This window comes from Flavobacterium piscisymbiosum (assembly GCF_020905295.1).
GTDB lineage: Bacteria > Bacteroidota > Bacteroidia > Flavobacteriales > Flavobacteriaceae > Flavobacterium > Flavobacterium piscisymbiosum.
Window position 1 is genome coordinate 1,814,005 of record NZ_JAJJMM010000001.1, and the last position, 12,443, is coordinate 1,826,447.

Consider the following 12,443-nt stretch of genomic DNA (forward strand, 5'->3'; position numbering starts at 1 on the left):
TTTTTATTTGATTTTTAGAATTTATAGGAATAAATGGATGAGCTCGTTAAATTAATTTTTTTGCAGTCTTTTTTTTGATATAATGTACTATGATTTTCAGGAGCTCTATTTTTAGGTATTCCCGAAAGTGCAATCAGTAGATACCAAACTGCTATAGTGAGTAAAGAAAGAATTATAGTTGAAACAAAATTTATTAATGCAATCAGCCAGTTTGTTTTATTAAGAGACTTTGGTTTTTTGGAAAGAACATACCATTGAAAGCAAAAATTCATGAATAAAAGCAAAGGTAGAATGGGGTAAAAATTACTGAGTTTCTTGTGGATCATTAAATCTCCAATAAAGAAGATACTCACATTTATAAAGAGTCCTCTAAGTATGATTTTTATTTTAAGCATGACTTTATAAAGATTAGAATTAACCTACAAAAGTAGTCTTTTATTTGTTAATTTTAAGAATATGACATTTTAACAAAAATAGATTAAGTACAAAACATCATGACAAAGAGTAATTGATTGATACATTTTTTTAGCTTTAGAAAACAAAAATGCCTCTAAAAATTTTAGAGGCATTTTTTATATATTAATTTGTGTAAATCTGTGTTTCTAAAACAACCCATTCAATTCAGCATCAATTCTATTAATGATGTTTCCTAAGTCTTCCGGATTATCAACGAAATTAATATTATCAACATCAATAATTAATAATTTTCCTTTAGTATACGTTTGTACCCAGGCTTCGTATCTTTCGTTTAATCGGCTTAAATAATCAATAGAAATAGAGTTTTCGTAATCACGTCCGCGTTTGTGAATTTGCCCTACTAAATTAGGGATAGAGCTTCTTAGGTAAATTAATAAATCAGGCGCTTTGACCAATCCTTCCATTAATTCAAAAAGCGAAGTATAGTTTTCGAAATCGCGGCTCGTCATTAATCCCATCGAATATAAGTTGGGAGCAAAGATATAGGCATCTTCATAAATCGTTCTGTCCTGAATGATTTTCTTTCCGCTTTCGCGAATTTGCAATACCTGACGGAAACGGCTGTTAAGGAAATAAATCTGCAAATTAAACGACCAGCGCTCCATTTGATGGTAAAAATCATCTAAATACGGATTATCAACTACATCTTCATAATGAGGTTCCCATTTGAAATGTTTGGCCAATAATTTAGTTAAAGTTGTTTTTCCTGCTCCTATATTTCCTGCTATTGCTATGTGCATTACGGTGTTACGATTTTATAATTTATTATTTCTTTAGCTGTAAAAATAGATAAAATTTGGTCTTTGTAGCAGAATTTGTCAAACGATTTTTCTAAAATTTCAATTTCAGAAAATGCATTTGAATTTGTACTTGTAATGTCTTTAAAATACAACAAATTAGCTTTGCTAAAAAGATATTGATGATTATTGATTATTTCGATGGCATCAAAATCAGATACTTTTCCTAACGAAGTTGTTTTTCCGAAAATATCACAGGAAAACCAATTGTTTTTTTTATCAATCCAATAAAAGGTATTAAAGTCGGTTTGGTAATATTTTATGGTTTCTATTAATGGAGTAGAAACGGTTTTGTATTCATTTTTTAAATAATCAAAAAGACTAATTTGCTGGTTTAAGGCATTGTAAATCCAAAGCTGATTTTGTGTAGACATTCCGATCGCCGAAACAACAATTGGTGTATTGTTGAGAGAAAAATTTATTTCTGTAACCTTATTAAGCTGATTGTCTAATAATACAACGGTATTAAAATCTTCATAGAATAAAACAATTTTAAGCGGATTTTGTAAATCGACTTTGGTAATTTTTCCTAATGAAACATTCTTGTATTCAAATATTTCTTTGCCTTTGGTTTTACTGAAAACATTATTTTTTATCTGATAAGAATATCCAAAAGAATCGTAACCTGAAAAATCATCAGCATCAGTTGAGAGACGAGAAACAGAGGTTGCTTTTATTTTTTGGTTTTGCGAAAAAACAGCCGAAAAAGAGCAGGCAATAAAAAGAAAATATAAAAAAATATGTGCCGTTTTGCTCATAATACTTGGTTTCTAAAGAGCCAAATTACAAAAAACTAAAGTAGAAATTACTTAAAGATAAAGATTTAGTTCTTTAGTCCTGTTATATCGTAATAGTCTAAGCAATAGTCGATTTTGTCTATATCTTCTCGCTATTGATATATTTAACTTTCGGAATTTTAAAATAAACGATACATTTGAGTGTAAGTTTTATCGGCTTTACTCAATCTTAAAGAAAACGAAATGAAAAAAGTAATTTATTATATGTCTTTGCTGTTTGTATTTACTCAAGTGCAGGCGCAAAAAGATTTTCAGGGAATGGCTGTTTATGAGTCAAAAACGCAAGTGCCAAAATTTGAAGGCATGCGCGGCAATCGTGATATCACGCCGGAAATGCAAAAGAGCATGGAAGAAAGAATGAAAAAAATGCTGGAAAAAACTTTTATCCTGAATTTTGACAAGTCGGCCTCTATTTATAAAGAAGAAGAAAAACTGGAAGCTCCGGGACAACAAGGTGGTTTTCGGGTTATGGTGAGTTCTATGATGGGAGGCGGAGGCACTTTCTATAAAGATGTTAAAACAAAATCATATACGGTTGATAAAGAATTTATGGGCAAGGAATTTCTGGTTGTAGATTCGCTGCCAAAATTAAATTGGAAATTAGAGCAGGAGACCAAACAAATTGGCGGTTACAATTGCTACAAAGCAACCGTGGTAAAAGAACCAAGTAAAACCGATTTTAGAAACTTTAGACCTAAAAAAACCGATGATAAAAAAGAGGAAGCTAAAAAAACTTCCGGAGAGACTAAAACCAATTTTGAAGATAATTTTGAGTTGCCAAAAGAAATTGTTGTAACCGCCTGGTATACGCCTGAAATTCCTGTAAGTCAAGGTCCTGAAAATTATTGGGGACTTCCTGGTTTAATTTTAGAAATAAATGATGGAACAACTACAATTTTATGTTCAAAAATTGTTTTGAATGCTAAAGATAAAGCAGATATCAAGCCTTCTAAAAAAGGAAAAGTAGTTTCACAGAAAGATTACGATGAAACGGTAGTTAAAAAAATGGAAGAATTTAGAGAAATGAATCGTGGTCGTTCAAGCGGACCGGCACAAACAATTGGAAGGTAGATCTTCTGCTTCAAAGTTTTATTTATTCTTATTTATTCATTCTATCAATGAACAAAACACTTTTTATATTCGCCTTTTTATTTACTTCTATATGCTTTTCTCAAAGTGTTCGTTTTGACGGATTTATTCAGGATGAGCAAAAAAATCCGTTAGAAATGGCCAATATTATGGCTGTAAATACTGCTACAAAAGCAATGGATTCTTATGGAATAACCAACGACAAAGGAAAATTTCAGCTTACATTAAAGCCTAACACTTCTTATTCGATTAAGGTGAGTTATCTGGGAATGACATCGAAAGAAATTACTATTTCTACCCAAAGTGCCAACATCGTTCAGAACATTGTTATGGATGATGCCGGAATCGAACTTCAGGGTGTTGAAATTGTACGCGAAATGCCGGTTTCTATAAAAGGGGATACTATTGTGTATAATGCTGATTCGTTTAAATCCGGAACCGAAAAAAAGTTGGAAGATGTACTGAAAAAATTGCCAGGAGTTGAGGTAAATGCCGATGGAGAAATTGAAGTGGAAGGTAAAAAAGTAAGTAAGTTAATGGTTGAGGGAAAGGATTTTTTTGACGGAGACACTAAGCTTGGCGTTAAAAATATTCCTGCAGATGCGATTGATAAAATTCAGGTTTTAAGAAATTATAATGAAGTTGGCGCTCTAAAAGGTCTTGGAAACGATCAGGATAATGTAGCGATGAATATTAAACTGAAAGAAGGTAAAAAGAACTTTTGGTTTGGAGATGTAACAGCCGGAACCGGAGTTGGCGAACTCGATAGCCGCTATATTATTAATCCGAAATTATTTTATTACAGCCCGAAATACAGTATTAATGTAATTACCAATTTTAATAATATTGGCGAATTACCGCTTACAGCTCAGGATTATTTTAAGTTCACAGGAGGATTTAAAAATATGATGCAAAAGGGCGGAAGTAATTTTAATGTCTCATCAAACGACTTAGGAATTTCGATTTTGAGAAACAATCGCGCTAAAGAAATTGAAACGAAATTTGGAGCAACAAATTTTGCTTATTCCGTTACCAAAAAATGGAATATAAGCGGTTTTGGAATCTTATCAACTTCAAAAACAGATCTGGAAACGAAATCGCAAACGACGATTTTAGAATCCGGAGATGAGCAAAAGAGAGAAGAAGAAACACATCAAAAAAATAATCTGGGACTTTTTAAACTGAGTTCAACGTATAAACCCAATGATAAGTTTCAGTTTGATTATGATATTTTAACGAAATTATCCAAACAAAATGAAGATACCGATTTGTTGCGTGAGTCTGTGGTGAATAAAGTTTCGACTTTGGAGACTATCCTTACGGGTAAAAAACAGGATCCAACATCTATAAAGCAGGATTTGAGTTTGTACTATACACAAAGTGATAAAAATATTTTTGCTTTTGAAATGCAGCATTTGTATCAGGACGAAAATCCGTTTTATAATGCCAATTTACGTACACAACCTTTTGACTTAGCAGGTTATACTTCGGGGCAGGAAAGAAATGACCTGAATCAGAATCGATTTGTAAAAACAAATAAGTTAGATGCTAAACTGGATTACTATTATATGGTAACACCAAAAAGCAACATCAATATTACACTTGGAAATACATTCTCGTATCAGGATTTTAATTCCCATATTTTTCAAATGTTGGATAACGGAGACAGAAATGATTTAAACGATCCCAACAACAATAATAAGGTAAACTATAATTTTAATAATGTATTTCTTGGATTTCATTATAAAATTCTGGCAGGAAAATTTACTTTAACTCCGGGCGTTAGTGTGCATTCCTATAACATGAAAAACACGCAGCTGGGAACAGATTATTCTCAGAATTTCATAAAAGTGCTGCCTGATTTTTTTGCTTTATATCAAATCAAAAAAGCAGAAACGCTAACGTATAATTTCTCTCTGACCAATGATTTTACAGATATTAATCAATTAGCTGCTGGTTATGTTTTGTCTGATTACAGTAGTTTGTTCCGCGGAAATCGTTTGTTAGAAAATGCCACTTCGCAAGTTCATACGCTTCGTTATTTCAAATACAATATGTTCAATTTCGAGAATATTTTTGCCAATGCAACTTATACTAAAAAAGTAGATGCAATTAAAACAGAAGCTGATTTTAATGGAATTAACCAATCGTCATCACCTTATAATTCAAATTTAGCCGATGAAACTTTTAGCGGAATGGGAAATTACGGACGTTCGTTTTTAAAGAACTACAAAGCATCTGTAAATGCGAGTTTCAATTGGTCTAAATTCAATAATATCCAGAATAATGAATTGGCCACTACAGAAAGTTTTGTACAGAGCTACACCGTAAAAGCTTCAACAAATTATAAAAACATGCCTAATATCGAGTTTGGTTATAATGCTTTGATTAACAAATATAGCGGTTCAACTTATTATACCGATAAACCTTTTGCAAGATTGGATTATTACTTTCTGAATAGTTTTTCGTTTGTTTCAGAATATGAGTTTTACCATTATTACAATGGCAATAAAACGGTCGATAACGAATATGATTTTTTAAGCGCAAGTTTAATTTATCAAAAAAAGGATAGTAAATGGGAGTACAAAATATCTGCTACCAACTTACTAAACACTAAATATCTTAATGATGACAGCTTCTCGCAGTTTTCTACAAGAGTTTCGCAATATACTGTACAGCCCCGTTATATTATGTTTTCGATGAAATACAATTTATAGTATTTTAATTACAATGCATTGTTTTTTTAATACTTTTTTTAAATAAGAAAGAAATATCTTTGTTTGAAATAGTAACAACTAAAATTGTAAGCATGCGTAATTTTATATGGAGTTTCTTAGCTTTCTTTTGTTTAATATCTGTTTCTTTTTCTCAAACAAAAAATATTGAAAAAGGATCTTATTTATCAACCAATAAAGGACAAAAAATCAAACTGAATTTATTAGACGATAATAAATACGAGTTGGTTTTTTATTCGGGTAATTATGAAGTCAAAGGCGATTCATTAGTATTTACTCCAAGTGCAAAAGCAGATAGTGGTTTTGACCTTGCTTTTAAAAATGATAAAAAAGCAAAAAAAGTAAAAATAAAGTTTGTTGACGCTGTTTACTACTACTCTTTTTACATTGGTACACAAAAAGGTTCGGGCGATGTCGAATATCAAAGATTATCGGATATTAAAACCAGAGTGAATCCTGAAGAGGATAAAACTGACGTAGATTTTGAGATTGATAAAGCAGATTATTTGTATTTGGTTTATGAAGAATATGGAGGAAATAGCAAGGTTTCTAAATTTGCTTTGCCAAAAGATGTTTCAGAAGTTACCATTAAATATCAAGTGGATGTTGTAGGCGATTTAAAAATTGCCGGTTTTTTTGACCAGAAAACAAATGAGTTAATGATTTCTGAGCAATCAGGAAATAATCCTTTGGTATTTCGTAATGCAAAAGATACTCAGCCGGAAACAATTTCAAAAATAATTCCGTTAGAAAGTAAAACAGTTGCAAATTGGACATATGCAGGGAAAGAACCTCTGGTAAGTGATGATTTTGGTGTGGCAGTTGATTCTACTGTTGTAGGAGTAGATTCATATCCTCCAACATTTGATTTTAAATTAAAAATCGAGAATAATCTTAAAAATGCGCTTTCATCAATTAAAGACAGTAAAACTAAATTTTTAGTAGTTGGTGTTGACAGTAAGAATGCTTCGGCAAAAACTGATTTTGATGCCTTTATTAAAGATCAGGAAACGCAAATTGCTTATACTATGTATGATGCATACCATCCTGAATATGATTTGTACAATTATTATTTGGCTACAGCCGATGATAAAAAATGGCTTAAAACGAATAAAGTTACAGCTGATCCAAGTGTGATTATCCTGAATAATAATGGAGAGATTTTAGCCACTGCAAAATCTAATTTTAAGGACAAACAATATCAGTTTAATTATTACGATGCTCTTTATAAAAAATTGAAAAGAACAGACGGATTGTTGACTTTTAGTAAAACATTAAAAAACAAAAAAGCAACAGACGCTGATTTGATTCAGGCTTTTAATAAGGTGGCAATTCTTGAAACATCATATGATTATGAAGCAGATTATACGGTAACAACTGATGATAATGCTTCAGAATTTAAGTTTGAAAATGCAGCCTTAGATAAAAAAGAAGTTGCTCAGGTTTGGAAAAAACTGATTGAAGCGCATCAAAAAGATACAAAACCGAATATGTATTTGGTTGAAACTATTTTGAAAGAAATTAAAAATCAGGGATTTTCGAAACAGTTTTTTAAAGATGATAAAGTTTTAAATGATATTGATTTTCTTGCAATAGATTATGTGATAAAACATTACGATGCAATTGATGCTGAACGTGCTGCTTTTACTGCTAAAGAAGGAGAAACGCATGTAATAGGAAGCTTAAATACGGAGATTGCAACAGCTTTACAGCAAAATAATTATGTTGTCGAAAATAATGCTTCGGGAGCAAAAGATGATAGCAAAACGATTGGGGTTTATAAAAAACTAATTGCCGCAGGAAAAGGCAATTTTGAATCTTATCAAAATTATTTTACATATTTGGCTGAAATACAAGATAAAGACGGCTCAAATACTAATTATCTAAAAGAGTTTAGTACTTATTTTAATGCTAATCTTGCTACAGATAAAGGAAGCGTTATCGAAAAACTAGATACAATGTTTACTTCGATCGATCCTAATTCTGAGTATTCATATAATGGATGGAATGCTTTTAAGGAATACCATTCGAACTTGTGTAATGAAGCGGCATGGACCGTAGTTTCAAAACCGGGCAATACTGGTTTTATAAAGTCAGCAATTACATGGTCAGAATATAGTTTGGTGGTTAGTAAAAACAATCCTTACTATCTAGATACTCTGGCGCAGTTGTATTATAAAGACGGACAAAAAGAGAAAGCGATTACAACACAAACTCTCGCTGTTAAATATTTAACCGATTATGTAGAGGAAGAAACTGCTACAGACATTCGTGAAACATTAGCCAAAATGCAAAACGGAACTTATTAAATATTTAAAAAATACAAATAATAAAAAAGCCTGACAGTTTATAATTGTCAGGCTTTTTTATTTGTAATTATTTAGTTACAAATACTTTGATAGCATATTTTAATCAAATACATTTGTAAGAATTATACGTATTTTTTAAATAAGTTAGCTATGCAGAATTATTGGTCGTTTTTGTTACTTTTTTTATTTTTAAGTGCTCCATCTTTTGCCCAGCAAGAGACTTTAAAAAGTAAATCATATTATTCGCTTGATGATTCAGGCCGAAGAATGAAATTAAATTTATTGGATAATAATAAGTTCGAATTGGTACTTTCTTATGGAGATTATGAAGTAATAAACGATTCGTTATTGTTTAAAAACAAAGATGGAGATAAATCTGTTTTTGAAGTTCAATATATAAAAAACGCCAAAATTAAGCGAGATAAAATTAAGGTTAGTTTCGAGGAAGATAGTTCATTATATGGTATTTATATTGGCACACAAAATGGGACAGATTCTATTCATTATCAAAAAGTATCAGATCTGACAGCTTATGATTCAAATGGTGATTTTAATGAAAGTTTTGAAATGAATCGTGCTCAATATTTTTATTTCGTAAATGAAGGATTTGATTATGAAACAAGAAAAATATTTAAATACGAAATACCAAATGCGATAACAGAACTAAAAGTAAAGGTAAACTATGTATTGCCTAATATACCGATCAAAGGTTATCTAGATAATAAAAAAAACGAACTGTCGATCGGTGAATATGATAATATAACTGTTTTTTATAGCGACGAGCCCATCGTTGACTCAGATAAATCAATAATTCCGCCTTTAGAAACAAAACAAGTTTTAAGTTGGACTTACCCCGGAAAAGAAGAAACAGATGGAGACCCTGTCGCTCCTGAAGAAAGTGCTGATTTGCCTGCAACAGATTTTAAAATTGAAATTGCAAAATCGCTTCCGGAAGCTTTACATCAAACAAAGACTGATGGTAATAAATTTTTAGCCGTATATAGTGATCCAAAAAATGCAGAAGCACAGGCTGAATTTGATAATTTAATAGAAAAACAACAACGCTACATAGGATATATTTCAAGTACTTATGAGCCTCAATACGATCCTTTTAATTTTTATCTAACATCGAAAGATGATGAAAACTGGCTGAAAAAGAACAAAATGACAGATTCGCCAGTTTTAATGGTTTTAGATGAAAAGGGAACTATTTTAGCATGGGCAAAATCAAATTTATCTCCTGACAAAACAGATAAGTTTATGTATTATGATTCTTTTAATGGTAAACTCAAAAGAACTTATCTGAAAAATAATTTTGCTCAAACAGTAAATACTAAAAACTCAAAAGATGTCGAACTAGTACAAGCATTCTATGATGTTTCGGCACTGGGGCCATTGGGCGATTATGATTATGAATATAGTGAGGAAGATGGAAACAAAGACGATTTTAAGTTTGTTAAATTCGACTTAGACCAAAAGAAAGCCAGACAGGTTTGGAAAAAAGTGATAGAAACACATCAAAATGATATAAGTCCGGATATGGTGCTCGTTCAGGCAATTTTGCAGGAAATAAAAAGCGTCGGTTACACCAAACAAGTTTATTTAAAAGATAAAGTTTTAGACGAAGTTGATTTTAAATCTATCGATTATCTACTAAAACATTACGATGCAATTGATGCAAAACGTAAAGCTTTTAATGAGCTGGAAAATGCTCAAATTCAAATAGGAAATTTAAGCACAGAGATATCAAATGCATTGCAAAATTCAACCTCTATATATAATGACGGCAGTTATATAAAATCTGACCAAAGAAAGATTAAAGAAGCATATGAGAAAATACTATCGATTGATCAAGTAAATTTTGAGTTTTATAGAAATTACTTCCTTTATTTAGCTGATAATGCTGAGAAAACAAATGATAATACTGTTTACATACAAGAGTTTGAAAAATACTTCGGTAAATATTTAGTAAATAAAGACAGTATGGTTCAAAATCTGGATCAATTATTTGATAATGCCTTTGACTCTAATTCATTACATTATTATGATTGGAAAGAGTTCAAGGAATACCATTCTAATTTATGTAATGAAATATCATGGTCGGTTGTATTGGATTCAAAGAATCAGTCTTATATAAAGAAAGCTATAAATTGGTCTGAGTGTAGTTTAGTTTTAAACAAAAACAATCCTTACTATCTAGATACTCTGGCACAGTTGTATTATAAAGACGGACAAAAAGAGAAAGCGATTACAACACAAACTCTCGCTGTTAAATATGTAAACGAAGATGTTGAAGAACAAACTGCTACAGACATTCGCGAAACATTATCTAAAATGCAAAACGGAACTTATTAAGTTTCAATATTAATATGAAACAAAAAATAAAACCCGAGAAGATTTTAATCTTGTCGGGTTCTTTTTTACTTTTTAATAGCGACCATTACTTTAATCTCGTAATTTTCTAAGATTTTCTTTTTTTCTTCGATAGAACCATTTGCACTAATATAATTCAAAGTGATAGCATATTTTTGATGGTCTATTTTTTGTACCACGCTTTTATTGGAGTGATTGTTTCTTCTAAAATTGGAGTTTTTATTGACAAAGTCATTTATTTTTAATGGAATAATGTCCTGATTGATTTGCAGATCCAGACCATAATCGGTTTTTACTGATTTTATACTATAGGTTTTTCCTTCTATCGAAGTACAGTTGTTACAATCAAAATTGTTATAGCTGGAGATTGAAAACAAAAAGTCGTTTCCATGAATATTTTCTACTTTATTATTGTCATTTCCATAATAATAAAAATAAAAAGTGTTGTCTGTATCATTTCTCAGATCATATTCTGACCGATATTCATATCCTAAGCTTTTCATTATTTCATAATAACCAGGAGATTTGTCTTTTTTAAGAAGCGCTTCAAGTTTTCCTTTAGCATAAGGAATCATAACTGCTGCACCATAATTATCATCTAAAAATGAAACGATGCTGCTTAAATCCTGTTCTTGTTCGAAAGTTAATTTTTGATTTGATTTTCCCATATAAAATTCAAATCGGGATAACTGACTGTGTTTTGAAATAGAATTAGCGCTTTGCGGACCAACAATAGAAAACAGTCCGGCCAGACACATACTTATAGGTATAAACTTAATTTTAGGATTTTTTTGAATTAAAAAATACCCCACAACAATAGACAGCCATATCGATAATAATATAACATAATAACGTTCGTGCGTAAAGCCGTAAAGATTAATTCTATACAAAATCGCCCAAAAAAGTAATCCTAATAAAGGAATCAAAAGAAAATAAAACCAACGACTAAAGGTTCTCATCCAGAGATTAGCAGTTTCAGTCGCGATGGGATGAATTAATAAAAAAGACAGAATTCCGAAAATGGCAAATACTAAAACCAGATACGAAACCCAGCCTACAGGCAATGAAAGTGTCACTAATATTTTTGCTTCGTAACAGATTAAAATCACCAGATAAAGACTTATTAGCGGTAGCAAAACATATTGAGTAAAGTTTTTAAGCCCTTTAGGATATTTTAAAACCAACGGATTTTGACTGTCATTGGTTTCCGGAACACCATTTAAAAAGAAAATGGTATTAAAGATTCCTGCAATAATAAAAAAGATATGAAGATAAATATTATTATAAAACTTAACCTTAAACAACTTATCGATAGCTAAAATAGCCAGTGCCAGACCGCAATAAAGTACAATACTATACAATCCGGAAGTTAAAATTCGAAGAAAAAGCTGCTTGTTGAATTCCCAAAATTCATCCTGATTGTAGGTTCTTGGTAGAAAACCGGCAAATGAAACCAACAAATGCAAAGCAATGTTAAGTACTAAAAATTGCTGCATTTCTATTTCTGTAATCCGTTGATGAAAACCAAAAACAAAGAGCACAATTAATGCACCCAGAGCAATACTAGTAGCGAAACGCAGAATAGTATTCTTTTTTGCAGCGATAAAAAATAAACTCACAGAAAGAAATAAAACCAGACACAATGAACAGCTCATTAGGGCTTTTTGGTAAAGTTCTTTGTTAGGATCCTGATATTCTAGTTCATTAAGGATAATGGCAAAAATGGTTCCTGAAATCGCAGTTATGATTTCGAGTGGAAATCTAAGAATGGTATTTAATGTTGCGTTTAGAACGTTTTGTAACGATGGAAGTCGGCTCATTTTTTTAATCAGTTATTTTGTATAAAGTAAGCTAAATTGTAAGGGA

General features: G+C 31.1%; 7 protein-coding genes. 4 read left to right on the forward strand and 3 right to left on the reverse strand.

Annotation, left to right across the window (positions count from 1 at the left end; all coding sequences use genetic code 11):
* Positions 1 to 602 precede the first annotated feature (602 nt).
* Both LNP81_RS08170 and LNP81_RS08175 read right to left on the reverse strand, forming a co-directional pair.
* Positions 603 to 1,217 (reverse strand): deoxynucleoside kinase, encoded by a 615-nt coding sequence (locus tag LNP81_RS08170; RefSeq protein ID WP_072954754.1) that lies wholly within the window; start codon positions 1,215 to 1,217, stop codon positions 603 to 605.
* Positions 1,217 to 2,032, reverse strand: coding sequence for a hypothetical protein (locus LNP81_RS08175; protein ID WP_230034908.1), 816 nt, complete (start codon positions 2,030 to 2,032; stop codon positions 1,217 to 1,219). Before LNP81_RS08175 ends, LNP81_RS08170 begins: the two co-directional genes overlap by 1 nt.
* A 222-nt stretch (positions 2,033 to 2,254) precedes the next feature.
* Here LNP81_RS08175 and LNP81_RS08180 point away from each other — a divergent pair, with 222 nt between their 5' ends.
* From LNP81_RS08180 to LNP81_RS08195, 4 genes are all read left to right on the forward strand, one after another.
* Complete coding sequence (locus LNP81_RS08180) at positions 2,255 to 3,142, forward strand: GLPGLI family protein (RefSeq protein ID WP_230034910.1); 888 nt, start codon at positions 2,255 to 2,257, stop codon at positions 3,140 to 3,142.
* Between the two features lie 47 nt (positions 3,143 to 3,189).
* The gene (locus tag LNP81_RS08185) at positions 3,190 to 5,877 is read left to right on the forward strand and encodes a carboxypeptidase-like regulatory domain-containing protein (protein WP_230034912.1); all 2,688 of its coding nucleotides are present in this window, start codon (positions 3,190 to 3,192) and stop codon (positions 5,875 to 5,877) included.
* A gap of 92 nt (positions 5,878 to 5,969) precedes the next feature.
* Positions 5,970 to 8,204, forward strand: a complete 2,235-nt coding sequence (locus tag LNP81_RS08190) for a hypothetical protein (RefSeq protein WP_230034914.1) — start codon at positions 5,970 to 5,972, stop codon at positions 8,202 to 8,204.
* A gap of 150 nt (positions 8,205 to 8,354) precedes the next feature.
* Positions 8,355 to 10,559 (forward strand): hypothetical protein, encoded by a 2,205-nt coding sequence (locus LNP81_RS08195; RefSeq protein ID WP_230034916.1) that lies wholly within the window; start codon positions 8,355 to 8,357, stop codon positions 10,557 to 10,559.
* Between the two features lie 65 nt (positions 10,560 to 10,624).
* Here the strand turns inward: LNP81_RS08195 and LNP81_RS08200 are convergent, their stop codons facing one another.
* On the reverse strand, positions 10,625 to 12,397 hold the full coding sequence (locus LNP81_RS08200; RefSeq protein WP_230034918.1) for a DUF4153 domain-containing protein: 1,773 nt from the start codon (positions 12,395 to 12,397) through the stop codon (positions 10,625 to 10,627).
* Positions 12,398 to 12,443 lie beyond the last annotated feature (46 nt).

Bases quoted from the DNA above. Each gene is read 5' to 3' on its own strand.
- LNP81_RS08170 (WP_072954754.1), bottom strand. From the start codon at position 1,217: ATGCACATAGCAATAGCAGGAAATATAGGAGCAGGAAAAACAACTTTA.
- LNP81_RS08175 (WP_230034908.1), bottom strand. From the start codon at position 2,032: ATGAGCAAAACGGCACATATTTTTTTATATTTTCTTTTTATTGCCTGC.
- LNP81_RS08180 (WP_230034910.1), top strand. From the start codon at position 2,255: ATGAAAAAAGTAATTTATTATATGTCTTTGCTGTTTGTATTTACTCAA.
- LNP81_RS08185 (WP_230034912.1), top strand. From the start codon at position 3,190: ATGAACAAAACACTTTTTATATTCGCCTTTTTATTTACTTCTATATGC.
- LNP81_RS08190 (WP_230034914.1), top strand. From the start codon at position 5,970: ATGCGTAATTTTATATGGAGTTTCTTAGCTTTCTTTTGTTTAATATCT.
- LNP81_RS08195 (WP_230034916.1), top strand. From the start codon at position 8,355: ATGCAGAATTATTGGTCGTTTTTGTTACTTTTTTTATTTTTAAGTGCT.
- LNP81_RS08200 (WP_230034918.1), bottom strand. From the start codon at position 12,397: ATGAGCCGACTTCCATCGTTACAAAACGTTCTAAACGCAACATTAAAT.